Annotated in this window: 16 protein-coding genes; 9 read left to right on the top strand and 7 right to left on the bottom strand. The window is 66.9% G+C overall.

All coding sequences use genetic code 11. The features are described 5' to 3' along the window. The first annotated feature begins 35 nt into the window (after nucleotides 1–35). Genes PIJ50_RS12215 through PIJ50_RS12205 form a run of 3 tightly spaced genes read left to right on the top strand, consistent with a single transcriptional unit; the run spans nucleotide 36 to nucleotide 1966 of the window. Nucleotides 36–653, top strand: a complete 618-nt coding sequence (locus tag PIJ50_RS12215) for a hypothetical protein (RefSeq protein ID WP_271975640.1) — start codon at nucleotides 36–38, stop codon at nucleotides 651–653. Nucleotides 654–707: 54 nt separating this feature from the next. Then, nucleotides 708–1283: a nitroreductase family protein gene (locus PIJ50_RS12210; protein ID WP_271975638.1), complete on the top strand. Its 576-nt coding sequence runs from the start codon at nucleotides 708–710 to the stop codon at nucleotides 1281–1283. Beyond that, nucleotides 1283–1966, top strand: coding sequence for an EI24 domain-containing protein (locus tag PIJ50_RS12205; protein WP_271975740.1), 684 nt, complete (start codon nucleotides 1283–1285; stop codon nucleotides 1964–1966). The genes PIJ50_RS12210 and PIJ50_RS12205 overlap by 1 nt, the downstream gene beginning before the upstream one ends. Nucleotides 1967–2002: 36 nt before the next feature. Here PIJ50_RS12205 and aspS read toward each other — a convergent pair whose 3' ends face one another. Then, nucleotides 2003–3778, bottom strand: a complete 1776-nt coding sequence (aspS, locus tag PIJ50_RS12200) for an aspartate--tRNA ligase (protein WP_271975636.1) — start codon at nucleotides 3776–3778, stop codon at nucleotides 2003–2005. A gap of 126 nt (nucleotides 3779–3904) precedes the next feature. On the opposite strand from aspS, the gene ppk2 reads away from it, so the two are divergent. Then, a complete protein-coding gene (gene ppk2 / locus PIJ50_RS12195; protein ID WP_271975634.1) occupies nucleotides 3905–4813 on the top strand; it encodes a polyphosphate kinase 2 in 909 nt (302 codons plus the stop codon). A gap of 15 nt (nucleotides 4814–4828) precedes the next feature. Here the strand turns inward: ppk2 and PIJ50_RS12190 are convergent, their stop codons facing one another. Beyond that, the gene (locus PIJ50_RS12190; RefSeq protein WP_271975633.1) at nucleotides 4829–5488 is read right to left on the bottom strand and encodes a CPBP family intramembrane glutamic endopeptidase; all 660 of its coding nucleotides are present in this window, start codon (nucleotides 5486–5488) and stop codon (nucleotides 4829–4831) included. Between the two features lie 193 nt (nucleotides 5489–5681). Here PIJ50_RS12190 and carB point away from each other — a divergent pair, with 193 nt between their 5' ends. From carB to PIJ50_RS12170, 4 genes are read left to right on the top strand one after another with little or no spacing between them, the layout of a single operon-like run. Then, complete coding sequence (carB, locus tag PIJ50_RS12185; RefSeq protein WP_271975631.1) at nucleotides 5682–9011, top strand: carbamoyl-phosphate synthase large subunit; 3330 nt, start codon at nucleotides 5682–5684, stop codon at nucleotides 9009–9011. 51 nt (nucleotides 9012–9062) lie between these two features. Beyond that, complete coding sequence (gene ku, locus PIJ50_RS12180; RefSeq protein WP_271975630.1) at nucleotides 9063–9914, top strand: non-homologous end joining protein Ku; 852 nt, start codon at nucleotides 9063–9065, stop codon at nucleotides 9912–9914. Beyond that, on the top strand, nucleotides 9914–12334 hold the full coding sequence (gene ligD, locus PIJ50_RS12175; RefSeq protein WP_271975629.1) for a DNA ligase D: 2421 nt from the start codon (nucleotides 9914–9916) through the stop codon (nucleotides 12332–12334). Before ku ends, ligD begins: the two co-directional genes overlap by 1 nt. A 13-nt stretch (nucleotides 12335–12347) precedes the next feature. Continuing rightward, nucleotides 12348–13496: an alpha-hydroxy acid oxidase gene (locus PIJ50_RS12170; protein WP_271975628.1), complete on the top strand. Its 1149-nt coding sequence runs from the start codon at nucleotides 12348–12350 to the stop codon at nucleotides 13494–13496. 16 nt (nucleotides 13497–13512) lie between these two features. Here the strand turns inward: PIJ50_RS12170 and PIJ50_RS12165 are convergent, their stop codons facing one another. The 3 genes from PIJ50_RS12165 to PIJ50_RS12155 all read right to left on the bottom strand — a co-directional run bounded on the left by PIJ50_RS12165 (nucleotide 13513) and on the right by PIJ50_RS12155 (nucleotide 18684). Further along, a complete protein-coding gene (locus PIJ50_RS12165; RefSeq protein ID WP_271975626.1) occupies nucleotides 13513–16962 on the bottom strand; it encodes a type III effector HrpK domain-containing protein in 3450 nt (1149 codons plus the stop codon). Between the two features lie 96 nt (nucleotides 16963–17058). Then, nucleotides 17059–17625, bottom strand: a complete 567-nt coding sequence (locus tag PIJ50_RS12160; RefSeq protein WP_334212727.1) for a L,D-transpeptidase — start codon at nucleotides 17623–17625, stop codon at nucleotides 17059–17061. A gap of 9 nt (nucleotides 17626–17634) precedes the next feature. Continuing rightward, on the bottom strand, nucleotides 17635–18684 hold the full coding sequence (locus PIJ50_RS12155) for an EscU/YscU/HrcU family type III secretion system export apparatus switch protein (protein ID WP_271975625.1): 1050 nt from the start codon (nucleotides 18682–18684) through the stop codon (nucleotides 17635–17637). Between the two features lie 77 nt (nucleotides 18685–18761). Here PIJ50_RS12155 and PIJ50_RS12150 point away from each other — a divergent pair, with 77 nt between their 5' ends. Continuing rightward, nucleotides 18762–19544 (top strand): tetratricopeptide repeat protein, encoded by a 783-nt coding sequence (locus tag PIJ50_RS12150; RefSeq protein WP_271975624.1) that lies wholly within the window; start codon nucleotides 18762–18764, stop codon nucleotides 19542–19544. Nucleotides 19545–19546: 2 nt separating this feature from the next. Here the strand turns inward: PIJ50_RS12150 and PIJ50_RS12145 are convergent, their stop codons facing one another. Both PIJ50_RS12145 and PIJ50_RS12140 read right to left on the bottom strand, forming a co-directional pair. Then, a complete protein-coding gene (locus PIJ50_RS12145) occupies nucleotides 19547–19948 on the bottom strand; it encodes a hypothetical protein (protein ID WP_271975623.1) in 402 nt (133 codons plus the stop codon). Then, complete coding sequence (locus tag PIJ50_RS12140; protein WP_271975621.1) at nucleotides 19938–21239, bottom strand: type II and III secretion system protein family protein; 1302 nt, start codon at nucleotides 21237–21239, stop codon at nucleotides 19938–19940. Before PIJ50_RS12140 ends, PIJ50_RS12145 begins: the two co-directional genes overlap by 11 nt. Nucleotides 21240–21247: the final 8 nt, after the last annotated feature.

Here is a 21247-nt window from a genome sequence, read left to right as displayed (position 1 = left end):
TGCCCGGCCGGGCCGCTTGCGATAGAATGCGGGGCATGATCCGGATCCTCGCCTTTTTCCTGTTCCTGTTCCCCGTTTCGGCCTTTGCCGAGGCGCAAAGCTGCACGACCTCGGTTGAAGGTCAGCAGATCAACCTGTTCTACGAACCCGACGACGAACAGGTGGGCGCGAACCAGTCGCGGCGCGAAGCGTGGCTGGGCGGTTGGGGCAAGCTGGACTGCCCGTCCTATGTCACGCTGCGCTATCTGACGCCGGACCTGACGGACGACCAGCGGCAGACCTTCTGTCTGCAATGGGACAACGCCGCCAACACCTATGCCGGTTATGCCGAAGGGGCGCGGGACGCCTATCTCCGCTGCCGCGCGCCGCGGCGGACGTTCTGCGAACGGGTGAACACCTCGGTCCAGACCTCCATGGCGGTGGCGGGGCTGGCGGATGCGCCCGAAGGCAGCGAGGGTGTCGTGAACGGGGTGCAGACCGTGACCCGCCCGGGCGGCGCCGTGGTCCTGTCGGGCGCGGGCGCGGCGGTGCAGCAGACGATCGCGGGCGCGTCGACCACCGCCGGGGCGGCGCTGGCCACGCCCATCGGTCTTGCCGCGGCGGCGGTCAGCGTGGTGGCCGTGGGCGGCGCCGTCTATCTGTGCAGCGAGTGACTTGACCCCGGCCGTCCCGCGTCCCAATCCTTCGGGCGACCGAAGGAGAGTGCCATGCCCATCCCAAACACCGTCGCGTTCGAGTTTCTGCGGACCCGCCGATCCCGCCCGCCGAAATCCCTGACGGGACCCGTTCCCACGCGCGACGATCTGCGCCCCCTTCTGGACATCGCCGCCCGCACGCCCGATCACGGGATGCTGGTGCCGTGGCGCTTTCTGGTGATCGAACCTGCGGCCATGCCGAAGCTGGCGGCCTTGGCCGAGGCACGGGCCGACGCGCTGGGTCTGGACGACGAAAAACGGGCCAAGGGGCGCGGGCAGTTCGATCTGGGCAATCTGGCCGTGATCGTCATCGCCAGCCCCAAACCCTCGGACAAGATCCCGCCGATGGAACAGACGCTGTCGGCGGGCGCGGTGTGCCTGTCGCTGGTGAACGCGGCACTGGCCACGGGCTGGGGCGCGGGCTGGGTCACCGGGTGGGTGTCCCATGATGCGGGCTTTGCCGAAGGTCTGGGCCTTGCGCCTGAGGAGTGGATCGCCGGCATCGTCCATATCGGCACGGACAGTGCCACCCCGCCCGAACGCCCCCGCCCCGACATCGACGCCATCACGACCTGGATCGACGCATGATCCTGACCTCGTTCCTGAAGGCCTTGGGCCAGATCTTCGACCGTCGGTTTCGGGGCGTGCTGCTGCGGGGCGTGGGGCTGACGATCGTGATGCTGATCGCGCTGACCGTGGTCGTTCTCTGGGGCCTCGAATGGTTGGTGCCCGACACCGTCACCTTGCCCTGGATCGGTCCGATCGGCGGGCTCGACTGGGCGGCGGGCGCGGGCGGGCTGGCCGTGATGCTGGTCGCGTCGATCTTCCTGATGATCCCCGTCGCCTCGGCCGTCATGGGCTTCTTTCTGGAAGAGGTCGCGGCGGCGGTGGAGGACAAGCATTATCCCGCCCTGCCCCCCGCGCGCCGGATGCCCTGGTCCGAACAGCTGGGCGAGGCCGCGACGGCCTTCCTGCTGCTGATCGTGGCCAACGTGCTGATGCTGGCGGCCTATGTCTTCGCCGGCCCACTGGCGCCGGTCCTGTTCATCACGGTGAACGGCTATCTGCTGGGTCGGGAATACTTCACGCTGGTCGCCATGCGCCGCGTCGGCCGGGCCGAGGCGAAGGCCCTGCACCGGCGGCATCTGGCCTTGTCCTGGCTGGCCGGTGCGCTTCTGGCGGCGCCATTGGCCATCCCGATCCTGAACCTGATCATGCCGGTCTTGGGCGTCGCGACCTTCACCCACATCTTCCAGCGGTTGAAGCGCTGACGAAAAGGGCCGCCGTTTCCACGGCGGCCCTTTTGCTTATTCCTTCGGAATGACCCGCAGGCTCAGTTCGCGCAGCTGCTCGTTCGTGGCCTCGGACGGCGCGTTCATCAGCATGTCCTCGGCCCGCTGGTTCATCGGGAACATGATGACCTCGCGGATGTTCGGCTCGTCCGCCAGCAGCATCACGATCCGGTCGATCCCCGCCGCGCAGCCGCCATGGGGGGGCGCGCCATACTTGAACGCCTTGACCATGCCGCCGAAGCGCTTTTCCACCTCGGAGTTCGGATAGCCGGCCAGTTCGAACGCCTTGAACATGATCTCCGGCTTGTGGTTGCGGATCCCGCCCGAGATCAGTTCATACCCGTTGCAGGCAAGGTCGTACTGATAGGCGTGGACCGCCAGCGGGTCGCCCATCAGCGCCTCCATCCCGCCCTGCGGCATGGAGAAGGGGTTGTGGCTGAAGTCGATCTTGCCGTCGTCCGTCTTCTCGTACATCGGGAAATCGACGATCCACGCAAAGCGGAAGCAGTCCTTCTCGGTCAGGCCCAGTTCCTCGCCGATGACGTTACGGGCGCGGCCCGCCACCGCCTCGAACGCGTCGGGCTTGCCGCCGAGGAAGAAGGCGGCGTCGCCCTCGCCCAGACCTAGCTGCTGACGGACGGCTTCCGTCCGCTCCGGCCCGATGTTCTTGGCCAAGGGTCCAGCGGCTTCCATCGACCCATCCTCGGCCTTGCGCCAGAAGATGTAGCCCATACCCGGCAGGCCCTGCTGTTGGGCGAAGGCGTTCATCCGGTCGCAGAACTTGCGGCTGCCGCCCGTGGGCGCCGGGATGGCGCGGATCTCGGTCCCCTCCTGCTCCAGCAGTTTGGCGAATATGGCAAAGCCGGACCCGCGGAAATGCTCGGACACGTCCTGCATCTTGATCGGGTTGCGCAGGTCCGGCTTGTCCGACCCGTACCAGGCCAGCGCGTCGCGATAGGCGATCTTGGGCCAGTCGGCATACACGGTCTTCGTGGGCGCGAACTCCTCGAACAGCCCTTGGATCACCGGCTGGACGGCGTCGAACACGTCCTGCTGCTCCACGAACGACATCTCGATGTCCAGCTGGTAGAAGTCGGTGGGCGAACGGTCGGCGCGCGGATCCTCGTCGCGGAAGCAGGGCGCGATCTGGAAGTAGCGGTCAAAGCCCGCCACCATGATCAGCTGCTTGAACTGCTGCGGCGCCTGCGGCAGCGCGTAGAACTTGCCCGGATGCAGGCGCGACGGCACGAGGAAATCGCGCGCCCCTTCGGGCGAGGAGGCCGTGATGATCGGCGTCTGGAATTCGTTGAAGCCCTGATCCCACATGCGGTTGCGGATGGACCGCACCACGTTCGACCGCATCATCATGTTGCGGTGCAGCTTTTCACGCCGCAGATCCAGGAAGCGGTATGTCAGACGCGTTTCCTCGGGGTAGTCCACGTCGCCGAAGACGGGCATGGGCAACTCGGCGGCCTCGCCCAGCACCGTCACGGCTCGGGCATAAACCTCGATCTCCCCCGTCGGCAGCTTGGGGTTGACCAGCGACGCGTCGCGGCCCTTCACGGTGCCTTCGATGCGGATCACCCATTCAGCACGCACCTTTTCCAGATCGGCGAAGGCCGCGCTGTCGCTGTCGCAGATCACCTGCGTGATACCGTAATGGTCGCGCAGGTCGATGAACAGCACGCCGCCGTGGTCGCGCACGCGGTGCACCCAGCCCGACAGGCGGACATCGTTGCCGACATTCGCGGTGTTCAGATCGGCACAGGTATGGCTGCGATAGGCGTGCATCACGCTCCCCTTTCCACGAGGCTTTGGTTCGCGTCGGAGGAACACCGCCTGCGGCGAGGAGTCAAGTCGTCAAGGCGCTGTCACACTTCTATGTTCAAAGGCTCCGACCTTCAGGAGATAGTGCACATGGACGACACCTCTGCCCGCGACTGGCTGGAAGCCGAACTGGCCGACACCTTGGCCGAGGATTACGAGCTGGAGCTGGAAGACGCCCAACTGTCGGAAGAGATCGCGAAGATCTACAAGAAGGTCCATCCCGCCGGGATCGAGCGGATGGACTACTTCCGCAACCTGATCCGTCTGCAATCGGAACTGATCCGGCTGCAATCCTGGGTGCAGCACACCAAGGAAAAGGTCGTCGTCATCTTCGAAGGGCGCGATTCCGCCGGAAAGGGCGGCGTCATCAAGCGCATCACCCAGCGCCTGAACCCCCGCGTGGTGCGGACCGTCGCCCTGCCCGCTCCGTCCGACCGCGAAAAGACGCAGTGGTATTTCCAGCGCTACGTCCCCCACCTGCCGGCAGGTGGAGAGATCGTGCTCTTCGACCGCAGCTGGTACAACCGCGCCGGCGTGGAACGCGTGATGGGCTTCGCCTCCGAGGAGCAGGTGGAGCAGTTCTTCGAGGACGTCCCGGAGTTCGAGCGGATGCTGGTCCGGTCCGGCATCAAGGTGGTGAAATACTGGTTCTCCATCACCGACGAGGAGCAGCAGATGCGTTTCCTGATGCGGATCCACGATCCGATGAAGCAGTGGAAGCTGTCGCCGATGGACCTGCAATCCCGCGTCCGCTGGGAACAGTACACCATCGCCAAGGAACAGATGTTCGCCCGCACCAACATCCCCGAGGCGCCGTGGTACATCGTGGAAGGCAACGACAAGAAGCGCGCCCGCCTGAACTGCATCGACCACCTCCTGACGCTGTTCCCCTACGAGGATGTGCCGCATGAGGAGATCACGCTGCCCGAGCGCGTCTTCAACCCGGATTACGAGCGCAAGGTCCTGCCGCAGGAGCTCTACGTTCCGTCGAAATACTGAAGTTCCGGTGCGCCCTCAGAAGGGGCGCACCACGTTCCCGGCATAGAAGTAGATGCCAAGGCCCGCGATGAACACGATCACGCCGGCCACGCTGTGCATGACCCAGGCCATCGGAAAGCTGCGCCGGACGGCATGGGCCCAGGCAAAGGCCAACCCGCCCACGAAGGTCATCGCGACGACGATCCCGCTCCAGTACATCAGGTGGGCCAGCGCGAACAGCGCGGCGTTCAGCACCACGCCGCGGTGGCCCTTCGGCACCAGCCCGCGATAGCGCCGGAAGTACAGCGCGCGGAACACCACCTCTTGCGGCAGGGCCGACAAAAGGGGGTAGAGCACGGCGATCAGCAGCAGCCGTTCGGGGTGATCCAGCAGCGAGAACATCGATTGCGGCGCCATGACCTGCATCACGGCAAGGCTGGACACGAAGGTCAACGCCGCCAGCCCCGCCACCGCGAGCCAGCGGATCGCCCGCCATCCGCGGGTCAGTTCGCGCCAGCGAAAGCCAGGGGTGGCCGACAGAAGGCCAAGGCCCACCAGCATGAACAGGAACAGCCCAGCCAGCAGGCCCTCGGGTGGCAGCAGGCAGGCGGTCACCACGGGCGTCACGACATAGAACAGGACGAACTCGATCCTCAGGCGGCGCCCGCGGGCACCGGTCTTGGGCAGGGCAGGCATGGGACGTCCTTGAACGGGATTTCGGCGGGGGAGGCGACCGACAACGGCGCTTTTCCCAAGGAAGTTCCCGCCGGGATGCGTTCAGGGTTGCGCCAGCCCGCCGCTTCACGATAAACCGCGTCAATTTGCGAAAACCCTGCCCCGAATCCACCGCGTCCGCATGGGCTTCGGGTGCAGCCATATGGGGCCAGACATGCCGAAAAGAACCGATATCAAATCCATCATGATCATCGGCGCAGGCCCCATCGTCATCGGTCAGGCGTGCGAGTTCGATTATTCCGGCGCACAGGCCTGCAAGGCCCTGCGGGAGGAAGGCTACCGGGTCATCCTCGTGAACTCCAACCCCGCGACGATTATGACCGATCCGCAGCTGGCGGACGCCACCTATATCGAACCGATCACTCCCGAGGTCGTGGCCAAGATCATCGAGGCCGAACGCCCCGACGCGCTGCTGCCCACGATGGGCGGGCAGACCGGCCTGAACACCGCCCTGTCGCTGGCCGACATGGGCGTGCTGGAAAAGTTCAACGTCCAGCTGATCGGCGCCAACCGCGAGGCCATCGAGATGGCCGAGGACCGCAAGCTGTTCCGCGAAGCGATGGACCGTCTGGGGATCGAGAACCCCAAGGCCACCATCGTCGCCGCCCCGAAACTGCCGAACGGCAAGTACGACATCAACGCGGGCGTGGCCCAGGCCATGGCCGCGATCGAGGAGATCGGCCTGCCCGCCATCATCCGCCCCGCCTTCACGCTGGGCGGCACGGGCGGCGGCGTTGCCTACAACCGCGACGATTACGAACGCATCTGCCGGTCGGGGCTCGACGCCTCGCCCATGGCGCAGATCCTGGTCGATGAATCGCTGCTGGGCTGGAAAGAGTACGAGATGGAGGTCGTCCGCGACCGCAAGGACAACGCCATCATCGTCTGCGCGATCGAGAACGTGGACCCGATGGGCGTCCACACCGGCGACAGCATCACCGTGGCCCCGGCCCTGACCCTGACCGACCGTGAATACCAGGCAATGCGCAACGGATCGATCGCGGTGCTGCGCGAGATCGGGGTGGAAACCGGCGGATCCAACGTGCAGTGGGCGATCAACCCCGCCGACGGTCGCATGGTCGTGATCGAGATGAACCCCCGCGTGTCCCGCTCCTCGGCGCTGGCGTCGAAGGCCACGGGCTTCCCCATCGCCAAGATCGCGGCGAAGCTCGCCGTCGGCTACACGCTGGACGAGCTGGACAACGACATCACCAAGGTGACCCCCGCCAGCTTTGAGCCCTCCATCGACTATGTCGTGACCAAGATCCCGCGCTTCGCCTTCGAGAAGTTCCCGGGGAGCAAGCCCGACCTGACCACCGCCATGAAATCGGTGGGCGAGGTCATGGCCATTGGCCGGACGTTCCACGAATCCATGCAGAAGGCGCTGGCTTCGCTGGAAACCGGCCTGTCCGGCTTTGACGAGATCGCCATCGAAGGCGCGCCCGACAAGGTCGCCGTGGTCAAGGCCATCAGCGCACAGACCCCCGACCGTATCCGCCTGATCGCGCAGGCGATGCGCCACGGCCTGTCGAACGACGAGATCCAGTCCGCGACCTCCTTTGATCCGTGGTTCCTGGCCCGCATCCGCGAGATCATCGAGGAAGAGGCGAAGATCATCGCGAACGGCCTGCCCACCAGCGCCGAAGGCCTGCGCCGCCTGAAGATGTTCGGCTTCACCGACGCTCGTCTGGCCAGCCTGACCGCCCAATCGGAAACTGCCGTCCGCAAGGCGCGCCGCAACCTCGGCGTCACCGCCGTCTTCAAGCGCATCGACACCTGCGCGGCCGAGTTCGAGGCCCAGACCCCCTACATGTATTCGACCTACGAGACGCCCGTGATGGGCGAGGTCGAGGACGAGGCGCGCCCGTCGGACGCCAAGAAGGTCGTCATCCTTGGCGGCGGTCCGAACCGGATCGGTCAGGGGATCGAGTTCGACTATTGCTGCTGCCACGCCTGCTATGCCCTGTCGGACGCGGGCTACGAGACGATCATGGTCAACTGCAACCCGGAAACGGTGTCGACCGACTACGACACCTCGGACCGGCTGTATTTCGAACCGCTGACGCTGGAACACGTGCTGGAAATCCTGCGCGTGGAACAGGAAAACGGCACCCTGCACGGCGTGATCGTGCAGCTGGGCGGCCAGACGCCCCTGAAGCTGGCGCAGGCGCTGAAGGACGAAGGCATCCCGATCCTCGGCACCACGCCCGACGCCATCGATCTGGCCGAGGACCGCGAGCGGTTCCAGCAGCTGCTGAACGATCTGGACCTGAAGCAGCCGGTGAACGGCATCGCCTCCTCGGACGCGCAGGCGCTGGAGATCGCCGAACGAGTGGGCTTCCCGCTGGTGATCCGCCCCTCCTACGTGCTGGGGGGCCGCGCGATGGAGATCGTGCGCGACATGGATCAGCTGAAACGCTACATCACCAGCGCCGTGACGGTGTCCGGGAAAAGCCCGGTCCTGCTGGACAGCTACCTGTCCGGCGCGATCGAGGTGGATGTGGACTGCCTGTCCGACGGCCGGAACGTCCACGTCGCCGGCATCATGGAGCATATCGAGGAAGCGGGCGTTCATTCGGGCGACAGTGCCTGCTGCCTGCCGCCCCATTCGCTGAGCGCCGAGGTGATCGAGGAGCTGAAACGCCAGTCCGTCGCCATGGCCCGCGCGCTGAACGTGGTCGGCCTGATGAACGTGCAGTTCGCGATCAAGGACGGCACGATCTATGTGCTGGAAGTGAACCCCCGCGCCTCGCGCACCGTGCCCTTCGTGGCCAAGGCCACCGACAGCGCCATCGCGTCGATCGCCGCACGCCTGATGGCGGGCGAGACGCTGGACGCCTTCCCGCTGCGCGAACCCTATCCCGCGGGCGTCGGCCCCGACACCGCGCTGCCGCTGGCGGATGCGATGACGCTGGCCGACCCGATCACGCCGTGGTTCTCGGTCAAGGAATCGGTGCTGCCCTTTGCACGCTTCCCCGGCGTCGACACGCTGCTGGGCCCGGAAATGCGGTCGACCGGTGAGGTGATGGGCTGGGACCGCACCTTCCCGCTCGCCTTCCTGAAGGCGCAGATGGGGGCGGGCGTGCACCTGCCGGAAGAAGGCCGGGTGTTCCTGTCCGTGAAGGACGCCGACAAGACCGAAGCGCTGGCCGAGGCCGCACGCGGCCTGATCGCGCTGGGCTTCGAGATCCTGGCGACCAAGGGCACCGCCGGCTGGCTGACGGCGCAGGACGTGCCGTCGACGCTGGTGAACAAGGTCTATGAGGGCCGTCCGAACATCGTGGACCGGCTGAAGAACGGCGACATCGCGCTGGTGCTGAATACGACCGAAGGCGCGCAATCCGTGGCCGACAGCCGCGACATCCGGTCAGTCGCGCTGTACGGGAAGATCCCCTACTTCACGACCGCGGCGGGTTCCATCGCCGCCGTGGCCGCCATGCAGGCGCGGGACGAAGGGATCGGCGTCCGCACGCTTCAGGGTTGATCGGGAACCCCTCCCTTTCCGGCGCGTTGCCGCCGAAAGGGAGGGTTTGCCATGGCCTCGCGTCCGGTCTGGAAAGGCCAGCTTCGCATCTCGCTCGTCTCCATCGGGGTGGAGGTGCACAGCGCCACCCAGTCGGGGGCGCGCGTGTCGTTCCGCCAGATCCACGGCCCGACGGGCAAGCGGGTGAACTATGAAAAGACCGTGCCCGGCGTCGGGCGCATCAAGACCGACGACATCCTGAAGGGCTACGAGCTGGGGGACGACGAATACCTCCTCCTGAAGCCCGAGGAGATCGACGCGATCCGGCTGGAAACGAAGAAGACCTTCGAACTGGTGCAGTTCGTCGACAGCGCCGAAATCTCCCCCCTCTACTACGACAAGCCCTACTACGTGGTGCCGACCGACGATCTGGCCGAGGACGCCTATCGCGTGGTGCGCGACGCGCTGCGCAAGGCGGGCAAGGTGGGATTGGGCCAGCTGACCATGCGCGGGCGCGAATACCTTTGCGCCATCCGTCCCTGCGGCGACGGTCTGCTGATGGAAACCCTGTATTATGCGGACGAGATCAAGTCCGCCCATCCTCTGTTTTCGTCAATCGAGGATGAACCGGCCGACAAGGAACTCTTGGCCGTGGCCACCCAACTGATCGACCGCAAGACGGCGCCCTTTGACGCCAAGGTCTTCACCGACCATTACGACGCCGCCCTGCGCGAGCTGATCGAGAACAAGCGCAAGAACCGCAAGACGCCCCGCGCCACGGTGGGTGACAAGGCGTCGCCGAAGGGCGGCAACGTGGTCGACCTGATGGAAGCGCTGCGCCAAAGCCTCAAATCCGACGAGGCGCCGAAGAAGAAGACCAGCGCCCGCGCCAAGCCCGCGGCGAAACCCCGCAAGTCGGCCTGATGGACGCGCTGCGGACCTATCGCGAAAAGCGCGATTTCACCCGCACGTCCGAACCGCAGGGGGGAACGGGGGGCGGCCCGGCGCTGCGCTATTCCGTCCAGATGCACGATGCGACCCGGCTGCACTGGGATCTGCGGCTGGAATGGAACGGTGTTCTTCTGTCTTGGGCCGTCACGCGCGGGCCTTCGGCGAACCCCAAGGACAAGCGGCTGGCCGTCCGGACCGAGGATCATCCCTTCGACTACCTGACTTATGAGGGCGTCATCCCCAAGGGGGAATATGGCGCGGGCACCGTGATGCTGTGGGATCTGGGCTGGTGGCAGCCCTTTCACGACGTGGAGGAGGGCCTCGCCTCGGGCCATCTGCATTTCGCGCTGCACGGACGGCGGGGCATGGGCGGCTGGTCGCTGGTGCGCATGAAAGGCCGCGAAAAGCGCGAGAACTGGCTGATGATCAAGGAGGAGGACGCGGCGGCCTCGACCGCCCAGCCTCCCTTGGCCGAGGCTTTCGGCCGCAGCGTCCTGTCGCGCCGCACGCTGGCGCAGATCGCGGCGGACGAGGATCCCCCGCCGCCCGACCGGACCCGCACCGGCCCGGCCCCCGATTTCCGCAGCCCGCAACTGGCGCAACTGGTGGACGCGCCGCCCGAAGGAAAGGACTGGCTGCACGAGGTGAAGCTGGACGGCTACCGCGCGCAGATCGCCCTTGGCCGGGAAGGCACCATCATCCGCACCCGCAGCGGGCAGGACTGGTCCGACCGCTTCGCCGAGCTTCTGCCGCCCTTGTCCGAGATCCCGTGCGACACCGCGCTGATCGACGGGGAGATCGTGGCCGGTGCCGGGCTTCAGGGCTTTTCCGCGCTTCAGGCGGCGATCAAAGCGGGCGGGCCGTTCCTTTTCTACGCCTTCGACCTGCTGGAGCGTGACGGCGAGGATCTGGCCGACCGGCCCCTGACCGACCGCCGCGCCGCGCTGGAGGATCTTCTGGCCACCCTGCCCCCGCGCGGCCCCGTGCGCCTGTCCCCCGCCATCGACGGCAACGCGGCCGACGCGCTGGCCACGGTGTGCGAGGCGGGGGGCGAGGGCCTCATCTCGAAGCTGCCCGATGCGGGCTATCAGGGTGGCCGTTCCCCCGTCTGGCAAAAGGCAAAATGCGCGCGGCAGGCGGAGTTCCTGATCTGCGGCTGGCAGCCTTCGGACAAGCGGAACCGGCGGTTCGCCTCGCTTCTGATGGCGACGATGGAGGCGGGCAGGCTGACCTATCGCGGCAAAGTCGGCACCGGCTTCAACGAGGCGGCGCAGGACGATCTGGCCGCGAAGATGGAAGCGCTGACCCGCAAGACCACGCCCCTGCCGAAGGTCCCGCCCGGCATGCGCAAGGCGCGGTGGGTGGAGCCTGCGCTGGTGGCCGAGATCGCCTATGCCGAGCTGACGGCCGACGGGCAGCTGCGCCACGCCCGATTCGTGGAACTGCGCGAGGACAAGGCGCCCGCCGATGTGGCGATGGATCCCCCGACGGAGGTGTACATGGAACAGTCCGACCGCCCGAAGGTCGCCGGCATCGGCATCAGCCATCCCGAACGGGTGATGTTCCCGAAGCCCAAGGTCACGAAGCTGGATCTGGCCCGCTATTACGAGGGCGTGGCCGACCGGATGCTGCCGATGCTGGCCGGACGGCCCACCTCGCTCGTGCGCCTGCCCGAGGGGCTGGGGGGTGAGCGGTTCTTTCAGAAGCATGCGGGCAAAGGCTTTCCCGACGCCATCGGCAGCGTTCCGGTGGAGGAGTCCGACGGCCGCACCGCGCAATACCTGACGGTTCAGGACGCGGCCGGGCTGGTGGGCGCCGTTCAGATGGGCGCGGTGGAATTCCACCCCTGGGCCGCGCGGGAGGATCGTCTGGACCGCCCCGAACGCCTGATCTTCGACCTGGACCCGGACGAGGGGCTGTCCTTCACCCAGGTGCGGAACGCCGCGGTGGACCTGCGCGACTGGCTGGCCGATCTGGGGCTCGAATCCTGGCCCATGGTGTCGGGTGGCAAGGGCGTGCACGTGATCGTCCCCCTGCGGCGCACGGCCAGCTGGGACACGGTGAAGCTGTTTTCCCAGCTGGTCGCGACACTGATGGCGGAACGGGAACCGAAGCGCTTCGTCGCCACCATGTCCAAGGCCAAGCGCGAGGGGCGGATCTTCATCGACTGGCTGCGCAACGAACGCGGCGCGACGGCGGTGGCCCCGTTTTCGGTCCGCGCGCGCGAAGGCGCCCCGGTGGCGGTGCCCGTCACGTGGGACGAGCTGAAGACCCTGCGCCGGGCCAACGGCTTTTCCATGGCGCAGGCGCTGAAGCGCGATATGGTCGCGGTTCCCGAACCGCAAGGCCTGTCCATCAAACTTCTGGAAACGCTGGCCGCGCGGCAAGGATAGAAAGGGATGCCGCATGCGCCTGACCCATTGCCACAACTTCCACGACTTTCAGGAACTGGCGCGGCGTCGGCTGCCCTCGCCCATCTACAACTACATCGCGGGCGGCGCGGATGACGAGGTGACGCTGCGCCGCAACACGGCCAGCTTCGAGACGGTCGATCTTGTGCCGAACGTCCTGCGCGGGGTGGCGGATGTGGACCTGTCCACCACCGTCATGGGGCAAGGCATCGACCTGCCCGTCTACCTGTCGCCCACCGCGCTGCAACGCCTGTTCCACCACCGGGGCGAACGCGCCACGGCCGCGGCCGCGGAACGGTTCGGGACGATGTTCGGTGTCTCCTCCCTCGGCACCGTGTCGATGGAGGAGCTGGCGAGAAAGCACGCCAATCCGCAGGTCTACCAGTTCTATTTCCACAAGGACCGGGCGCTGAATTCGGCGATGATGGCGCGGGCGAAGGCCTCGGGCATCCGGGTGATGATGCTGACCGTGGACAGCATCACCGGCGGCAACCGCGAACGCGACCTGCGCACGGGCTTTTCCATCCCCTTCCGGCTGACACCCGCCGCGCTGGCGCAGTTCGTGATGAAGCCCGCTTGGGGCATCAACTATGTGACACACGAGCGGTTCTCGCTTCCGCAGCTGGACGCGCATATCGACATGAAGGGCGACACGCTGACCATCGGCCGGTATTTCACCGAGATGCTGGACCCGTCGATGACCTGGGACGACGTGGCGGCGATGGTGGCCGAATGGGACGGCCCCTTCTGCCTGAAGGGCGTGATGAGCGTGGAGGACGCCCGCCGCGCCGCCGACATCGGCTGTTCCGGGATCGTGCTGTCGAACCATGGCGGGCGGCAACTGGACGGCAGCCGCACCGGCTTCGACCAGCTGGAGGAGATCGTTCAGGCCGTGGGTGACCGGCTGGACGTGATGATGGACGGCGGCGTCACGCGCGGCACCCACGTGCTGAAGGCGCTGGCCCGGGGGGCGAAGGCGGTGGGCCTTGGCCGCTACTACCTGTTCCCGCTGGCCGCCGCGGGTCAGCCGGGGATCGAGCGGGCGCTGACGCAGATGAAGGCCGAACTGATCCGCGACATGCGCCTGATGGGATGCACCCGCATCGCGGACCTCACTCCCGACATGCTGCGCCACCGCCCGTGACGGGCGGTGGCCACGCTCAGCCGATCCGGTCGAGGTCGGTGTCGAGGTTCGACCCGTCCCCGTCGTAATCCTCGTGGTTGTCCTGATCGAGGAAGATGTCAGTGGTGAAGAAATCACCGTTGCTGTTCTTCTCGTACATCTCCTTGTTCTCCTTCAGCTCCGTCAGGAAGTGGTCCACCTCGTCGCTGCGATAGTCGAAGATGCTGATCCCGTCCGGCGCGTCGCGCTGGCCATAGCTGGTCATGTAGGCTTCCAGGAAGCGGAACTTGTCCAGCCCGTCCTCGGCCAGCAGACCTTCCTGGTCCAGCTGCTTGAAGAAGTCGCGCATGTCGTCGCGGTAGGTGTTGATCTGGTCCGTGCGCTTCACGTCGTTGATGATGTCGGGGATCAGCGTCGCCAGCGACAGCACGGCCGACACGAAGAAGGACGGCGCCGCCGCAGCCTTGATGAAGCTGAGCCCTTTCACGAGGCCGAGCGACGAGGCAAAGCCCCCTGCAAGCCCGAAGCCGCCCGCCGCGACCTGAAGCGCCCCCTTCGACGTCGTCACGTCGTCGCCCGAGGCGAGGCCCTTCTTGATCGTCAGCGCGCCGATCGCGATGTCGGCCGCGCCCGCAAAGGTGTCGGCCCCCGCGCTCATCACCAGAAGCGCGGCGGAGGCGCCCTTGTGCCAGCCCTTGGCGGGGGTTCCGTCAGCGGCGGTGATCTCGGGGCGGACCTGATAGCCGTCCTCGACCCCCTTGATCAGCTTGCCATATTCCTCGTCCGTCATGTCCTTGATGATGGAGTTCTTGTAGGTGTCGGCCTTCGAGGAGTCGTTCAGCGCCGTCTCGAACGCCTCCTCGAACTTCCTCACGTCCTTGTTGGGGCCGGTGGTCACCTCGGACGGCGGCTTCAGGAGGTCGTCCAGCGTCTTGTCGAGGCCGAGGAGCGACTCGGTCGGCGTCTTCTTCAGCCGGTCGACGTCGATGTCCCAGGTGTTGTCCTTGTACTTCGCCTCGATCTCTTCGTTGTATTTCTGGACGTTCTTGTTGTGCTCGCCGATGATGTGGTTCGCCAGATCGCCGAAATGCTTGCCCGCGCCCACGAAGCTGACGAAGTCCTTGGCGATGGACAGCCGCTCCTCGGGCGTGTCGGCCAGCGTGCCGCCCTTGCCCGCCAGCTGGTAGATCGCCGAGGCCAGAGACACCGCCCCGCCGAGCGAGCCGATGATGCCGGACTTCGTCAGTTCCTCGAACATCCCGCGGATGGAAGACGTCTCGAGCGCGGGGTACTGCCCCTTGCCCAGCACCTTCTCCACATCCTTGGTGGTGACTTCGCCGGTCTGTGCGTATTTCGCGCCCAGTTCCTGCAGCGCCTGCCCGAACTCCTTGGCGGTCTTCTTGTCGCCCAGCATTCCTTCCAGGAACTTCTGCGCCTCGGCCGCGCGGCGGCCCAGATCGAGGCCGCCCTTCTTGATCAGCGTCAGCAGCATCTTGCCGGTGTCGCTGCCGGCCAGTGCAAGATCCTCGTCGCTGATCTTGGACGGGTCCGCCATCAGGGCGTCCAGTTCCATCGTCAGCGTGTCGATCTGCATGTTCTTGGCGAAGGAAGCCGCAGCATCGGGATCGACCGCCAGAAGCGAGGTGTAGGTGGCCGCGATGTCATCCTCGGCCAGCTGCTTCTTGTTCGGGTCCTTGCTCAACTCCTGAATATACAGGGCGTATTCCGTGCTGCTGGCCATGTCCTTCAGCTCGGTCACCAGCTTGTCGCCGCCTTCGACCTTGGTCAGCGCGTCGGTGCGGGCTTTGGTGATGTCCTTGGACACGGCCTCGGATTCCATCAGGGTCGCGATCTTCTCGTCGACCTTGCCGCCGTCGATGATCGCCTCGAAGTCCTTGCCCTCGGCGGGCTTGACGGCCACGCCCGTGCCGATGTCCAGCCCGTAGACGCCCGCCCCCTGATCCAGATAGGCGCCGGCCTTCAGCGCGTTGTAAAGCTTGGCCCGGTCATCGTCGGCCTTGATGGTGCCGTTCTCGATCCCGGTCTTCCACTCCGCCATGGTGTTCTTCCAGGCGAGGTCGGTGACGGTCAGCGCCTTGCCGTCCGTTCCCGTTTCCGAGGTTTCGAGGTTCGCGATGTCCAGCTTCGATAAGGGCGGCAGGCCGGCCTCCTCCCGCGCGGCGTTGACGGCGTCGGCCCGTTCCTTTTCGTTCCCGGCCTCCACCTCCGCGGTGACGGTGTCCTTCATCTCGCCCTTCAGGGCGCTGAACCCGGTCTTGCCGAAGTCCTGCAGGCGGCCCGCTTCCGTGCCGTGCTTGGCCTCACCGCTCTTGGTGACGCCGTCGATCCGGCCGTTGTCGACATCGCCGCCGGTGATGCTGTTGCCGGTGCCGTCCAGCGTCTCGATATGCTCCAGCACCTGGCTGGCGCGGAAGGCGGCGTCGGCGTCCGTCTCGAAATCGCCGACCTGTTCCTTCAGCATGTCCCGGATGTCGGACTGGTTGCCGAGGTTCTTCAGCAGTGGGTCCTTGTCGATGATCTCCTGCGCGGTGCGGTCGTCGCCCTCCAGCCGGACCCAGTGGATTCCCAGCGCCTCGGCCTGCTTCTTCGCCTCTTCGTTCCCGCCGGCGTCCGCGCTGTCGCGCATCTTGCCCTTCAGGCTTTCGAAGCCTTTCTTGCCGAAGTCCTGCAGGCGGCCGGCTTCGGTGCCGTGCTTGGCCTCGCCGCCCTTGGTGAAGCCGTTGACCTCGCCATTGCCGATGTCGTTGCCAGCCAGACGGTTGCCGTCGGCGTCGAAGGTCTCGATATGCTCCAGAACCTGCGCCGCGCGGTGGGCGGCGTCGGCATCCGTTTCGAAATCGCCGACCTGCTCCTTCAGCATGTCCTTCACGTGGCTCTGGTTGCCCAGCTTGGCCAGCAGCGGGTTGTCCTTGATGATCTCTTCGGCCGAGCGCGTGTCGCCTTCGGGGCGCACCCATTCGATGCCCAGCGCCTCGGCCGCCTCGCGCGATTTGGGATCCTCGGCCGCGGTGGTGATGTGCTGAAGTTCGCCGTTCAGGTTCGCGAAGCCGTATTTGCCGAAGTCCTGAAGACGGCCGGCTTCAGTGCCGTTCTTGGCCTCACCCCCCTTGGTGAAGCCGTTGATCTGGCCGTTGTCCACATCGCCGCCCACCAGCCGGTCGCCCTTCTGGTCGAAGCGCTCGATATGCTCCAGCACCTGAAGGGCACGGAAGGCCGCGTCGGCGTCCGTTTCGATGTCGCCGCCCACGCGCTTTTCCAGCGATTCGCGCACGCCAGCCTGGTTGCCCAGCTTCTTCAGGATCGGATTCTCGTCGATGATCTCCTTGGCCGAACGGGTGTCCCCTTCGGGGCGTTCCCACAGGATGCCCGCGTCCTTGGCCTGCTGCTTGGCATCTTCCCAGGCGCCGACATTGTTCGGATCGACCGAGGACGGATCGACGGGGGCGGAAGCGGCGACATTGGCCATCGGGAACACCTTCTTTGGACTTCGGACGGGGCGAGGTTAACGGGAGGTGTATGACCCCCGTGTGACGTTGCATGGTGCGGGGCGGGATCCCGCCGGTCAGAAGACCCGGACCTTCGCCCCGATGCGCACGCGTTCGTAGAGATCGGCCACATCGCTGTTGGTCATGCGGAAGCACCCCGAGGAGGCGGCATCCCCCACCGTTTCCGGCTCGTTCGAGCCGTGAATGCGGTAAAGCGTTTGGCCGAGATAAAGCGCGCGGGCCCCCATCGGATTGTCCGGGCCGCCGGGCACGAAAGCCGGCAGATCAGGGCGGCGGGCGCGCATGTCGGCGGGCGGGCGCCAGTCGGGCCATTCGCGCTTGGCGCTGATGGTTTCCGTGCCGAACCAGCCGAAGCCTTCCCGCCCCACGCCCACGGCATAGGCGATGGCGGTTCCGCCCGGTTCGACCAGGAACAGGCGGCGGGCGGCGGTGTCGATCAGGATCGTGCCGGGCGGTTCTGTCGTGGGATAGGGCACCCGCTGCGGCGCGGGGGGCGGCTCCGCCGGGGCCGCGCCCTGCCCGCCCATCGGCGCATAAAGGAAATCGAGATAACCCTGCGCCCCCGCCGCCCCGGGCGCCAGAAGCAGCCCCGCCAGAAGCATGCGTCGCGAAAGGTCCGTCATGTCGTTCCCCTAGATGAGCCGGGCCGCGACCAGAAGGTCGGCCACGGGCTGGAAGGTCGCGGGGGGCACAGGCTCCCCCGTGCGGGCGGCGCGGGCGATGGCGGCGGCCAAGGGGCCATCGGCGATCACGGGCATCCGCAGCGTTCCCGCCTCGGCCAGCATCGCGGCCGCGGCCTCGGGCCCCGCGCGGCAGACCACCATCGGCACCGCCGTCTCCCCCCGGACATAGCGGATGCCGACCGCCCATCCATCCCCCACCCCCACCATCATCGAGGCGCGGGCGATCCCTGTGCGGGTGCCGTGGGCGTGCATCTCGCGCCGCTGCTTGCGGCGCTGCTGCTGGATGGCGGGGTCGCCTTCGGAATCCTTCCGTTCGCGCTTCTGTTCCGACTTCGTCATCTTCATGTCCCGCTTGAACAGCCAGTTCTGCACCAGCACGTCAAAGGTGCCGACGAACAGGAAGATCACGATCGCCGTCACGATCAGCGGGCGCAAAAGCCCCTCCACGCTGGCCCGCACGCAGGAGGCGCCGCAGGTGGACGACTGCATCAGGGGCTGCAACCCCGCCCGGAACACCAGCACGAAGGCGGTGGCGAGGACGGAGATCTTGAACAGCGCCTTCAGGAACTCCACGAGGCTGCGCATGGAAAAGATGCGCTTGGCGCCCTCCACCGGGCTGATCTTCTCGAACTTCGGGGTCAAGGGTTCGACGGCGAAGACGAAGCCCTTCATTACGGCCAGGTTGGTCGCGATCATGGTGGCGGCCGTCACCGCCAGAAGCGGAACGGCAAGGCCCAGAAGGATCTCGGCCGCGCGCAGCCGGATCTCGGGCCACAGGGCCGCAAGGGGCTCGGTCCAGGCGCGGCGGGCCACCATCTGCAACAGCGCCTCTACCTTCACCTGCTGGTCGGCCATGGAAAAGCCGAGGAAGATCACCGCGACCAGCAGCACCATCCCCGTCACGAGGTCCTGGCTTTTCGCCGTTTGCCCCTTCTGGCGCGCGTCCCGCAGCTTCTTGTCGGAGGCGGCGAGGGTCTTTTCCTCGGATGTCCCACTCATCCCCGTGGCACCGGGGCGGCAGACGTTGCCTTCACGAGGGGGCCTCCATAGAATGCCCCCGACCCGAAGGAGAGACGATGCGCCCTGTTCTTGCCCTGACCGCCCTTCCGCTGATCCTCGCGGCCTGCGCCTCGCCCGACGGCACCCGCCCCGCGACCGGAGAGGAAGCGAAGATGATCCGTCTGGCGCAGGACATCCAGGCGCGGGGCGACGCGGCCACGGCGGCGGGCCTTTACGCGCAGGCGGCCCAGCAGTCCACCGATCCGGTGGGCGCGAACATCCGTCTGGGCGAGGCGCTGATGGCGGCGGGCGATCCCGAAGGCGCCGCCCGCCCCTTCCGCACCGCGCTGAACGCCGATCCCGACAACGGGGCCGCGCTCTTGGGCCTTGGCACCGCGCAGCTGCGCGCCGATCAGGTGCAGGGCGCCGCGCGCACGCTGGCCGTGGCCGCGCCGAAGGTGCGCAGCGGAACCGCCTACAACCGCCTTGGGACCGCGCTGATCCTTTCGGGCGACACGGCGGGGGCCGAAGCCGCCTTCCGCAATGCGGCAGGGCTGGAGCCTGCGAACCTCGACACCCAAAGCAACATCGCCCTGGCCGAGGCCGTGGCCGGCCGCAACGCCGAGGCCGTCGCCACCGCCCGCGCCGTCACCACCTCTCCCCGCTCGGAACTGCGCCATTTCCGCAACCTGATGCTGGTGCTGATGATGGGCGGGCAGGACACGGCCGCCGCCGCCGTGCAGGTGCCCGACTGGCCCGAAGCCGAGAAGCGCGCCTTCCTGACGGAGGCGCGGAAGATCCGCGGCATTCCCACCGCCGCAGGCAAGGCCCGCGCAATCGGGCTTCTGGCCGCGGGCTGACATCAGCGCAGGATCCGCGTGGTCGATAGCACCTCGTCCTCGGACGCGGCGGGCGGGGGTTCGGTGCCGTCGATCACCTGCCGCGCGGCGCGGGCCGCGGGCGCGCCCATCGCCGGGCCCGGCGTGCGTCCGCGGACCAGATCGGACTGGTTCACCACCATCTGCTGCAGGTTCACAGCATTGGCGCAGCCGGGCGGCAGATACATGGGGTCCGCCGCCACATCGGGCGTGGTGCAGGCGTCCGGCACGAGCCGCCCTTGCGGCGCGTCATATCCCTTGCGGATCACCCCCGCCGGCGCCCCGCCGATGTAGTGGTAGTTCGGTGAATAGGGCAGCGGGTCGCGCGCGGGCGCGTTGCATCCGGCCAAGGCGATCAGGCCGACAAGAACGATCTTACTGGACATAGAACCCGAACCCCGCATTCGTCTTGGGCCGGTTGGCGGCCGCGATCGGCCCGCTCAGCGTGCCCGAGGGACTGTCAAGCGGGGTCTTCAGGCTTCGCTCGTTCACCGGCTGCACCAGATAGGGCGTGATGAGGATCACCAGCTCCGTCTCGTTCCTCTGGAACCGGCTGGAGCGGAAGAGCTGGCCAAGGATCGGCACGTCGCCCAGAAGCGGCACCTTGTCCACCGACTGCGAAGCGTCGCGCTGGAACAGGCCCGCGATGGCGAAGGTCTGGCCGCTCCCCACCTCCACCGTGGTGTCGGCGCGGCGGACGCGCAGGGACGGAACCTGCAGGTTCGCGATCTCCACCATGCCTTCGGAGGACAGGCTGCTCACCTCCGGGCGGACGCGCATGGAGATGCGGCCCGTGGGCAGAAGCGTCGGCGTGAAGAGGAGCGAGACGCCGAACTGCTTGTATTCGATGCCCACCTGGTTTTCCGTGACCGGCACCGGGATCGGCACCTCGCCCCCCGCGAGGAAGCTGGCGGTCTTGCCCGTGACGGCGGTGATGTTGGGTTCGGCCAGGATGGTCAGGATGCCGTTCTGCTGCAGCGCGTCCAGCAGAACGTCGATGCGCCCGTCGCTCCACGTCCGGCTGGCGGACAGAAGCGCGCTGCCCGCGGCCGGCGTGGTTCCGGTGACAAGCCCGAAGGAGAATTCGCCGCCGCTGAGGGCGTTCCAGCTGACGCCGTAGCGCAGAAGCTGATCGCGCGACACTTCGGCAAAGCGGACGCGGATGTTGATCTGGTTCGCGCCCTGCATCGTGGTGTTGTTGAACACCGGCTCGTCCCCTTCGGCATTGGCCTCCAGCACGTCGGCAGTGTCCAGCGCCTCTTGCAGGTCGCGCGCCTGTCCGCTGGCCGCCGGGGCCGACCCGAAGAGGCGGAGCGAGATGGTGCTGGTCGGCTGCGCCGCGCGCTGGTCGGCGGCAAGATCGCCCGCGTTCTCCGTCACGCGCAGGTCCACGTTGCCCACCGTCACCTCATCCTCGCTGATGGCCATCAGGTTGCTGTGCCCGACCCGCAGCGCGTGGATATACACCATCTGGGGGGAGATCACGCGCACATCGGCGATGTCCGCATCCGCAAGGAACACCTGCGACACGGGCGCGTCAAAGCGCAGGATGCGGCCGTCGCCCACCGACAGGCGCAGCATCTCACCCGCGCGCGCGTCCAGCGTCTGGGCGTGAAGAACGGAGGGAAGCAGGCACAGCAGCAGAAGAAGAAAGGCGGTGCCGAAGCGGCGTTTCATCGGAAGGG

Origin of the sequence: Falsirhodobacter sp. 20TX0035 (assembly GCF_028307215.1) — a bacterium.
Classification (GTDB): Bacteria; Pseudomonadota; Alphaproteobacteria; order Rhodobacterales; family Rhodobacteraceae; genus Falsirhodobacter.
The sequence above is the reverse complement of the archived record's forward strand: the minus strand, read 5'-3'. Positions and strand labels throughout refer to the sequence as shown.

Excerpts from the sequence above, each read along its gene's own strand:
- PIJ50_RS12215 (WP_271975640.1), top strand. The coding sequence starts at position 36 with ATGATCCGGATCCTCGCCTTTTTCCTGTTCCTGTTCCCCGTTTCGGCC.
- PIJ50_RS12210 (WP_271975638.1), top strand. The coding sequence starts at position 708 with ATGCCCATCCCAAACACCGTCGCGTTCGAGTTTCTGCGGACCCGCCGA.
- aspS (WP_271975636.1), bottom strand. The coding sequence starts at position 3,778 with ATGCACGCCTATCGCAGCCATACCTGTGCCGATCTGAACACCGCGAAT.
- ppk2 (WP_271975634.1), top strand. The coding sequence starts at position 3,905 with ATGGACGACACCTCTGCCCGCGACTGGCTGGAAGCCGAACTGGCCGAC.
- PIJ50_RS12190 (WP_271975633.1), bottom strand. The coding sequence starts at position 5,488 with ATGCCTGCCCTGCCCAAGACCGGTGCCCGCGGGCGCCGCCTGAGGATC.
- carB (WP_271975631.1), top strand. The coding sequence starts at position 5,682 with ATGCCGAAAAGAACCGATATCAAATCCATCATGATCATCGGCGCAGGC.
- ku (WP_271975630.1), top strand. The coding sequence starts at position 9,063 with ATGGCCTCGCGTCCGGTCTGGAAAGGCCAGCTTCGCATCTCGCTCGTC.
- ligD (WP_271975629.1), top strand. The coding sequence starts at position 9,914 with ATGGACGCGCTGCGGACCTATCGCGAAAAGCGCGATTTCACCCGCACG.
- PIJ50_RS12170 (WP_271975628.1), top strand. The coding sequence starts at position 12,348 with ATGCGCCTGACCCATTGCCACAACTTCCACGACTTTCAGGAACTGGCG.
- PIJ50_RS12165 (WP_271975626.1), bottom strand. The coding sequence starts at position 16,962 with ATGGCCAATGTCGCCGCTTCCGCCCCCGTCGATCCGTCCTCGGTCGAT.
- PIJ50_RS12160 (WP_334212727.1), bottom strand. The coding sequence starts at position 17,625 with ATGACGGACCTTTCGCGACGCATGCTTCTGGCGGGGCTGCTTCTGGCG.
- PIJ50_RS12155 (WP_271975625.1), bottom strand. The coding sequence starts at position 18,684 with ATGAGTGGGACATCCGAGGAAAAGACCCTCGCCGCCTCCGACAAGAAG.
- PIJ50_RS12150 (WP_271975624.1), top strand. The coding sequence starts at position 18,762 with ATGCGCCCTGTTCTTGCCCTGACCGCCCTTCCGCTGATCCTCGCGGCC.
- PIJ50_RS12145 (WP_271975623.1), bottom strand. The coding sequence starts at position 19,948 with ATGTCCAGTAAGATCGTTCTTGTCGGCCTGATCGCCTTGGCCGGATGC.
- PIJ50_RS12140 (WP_271975621.1), bottom strand. The coding sequence starts at position 21,239 with ATGAAACGCCGCTTCGGCACCGCCTTTCTTCTTCTGCTGCTGTGCCTG.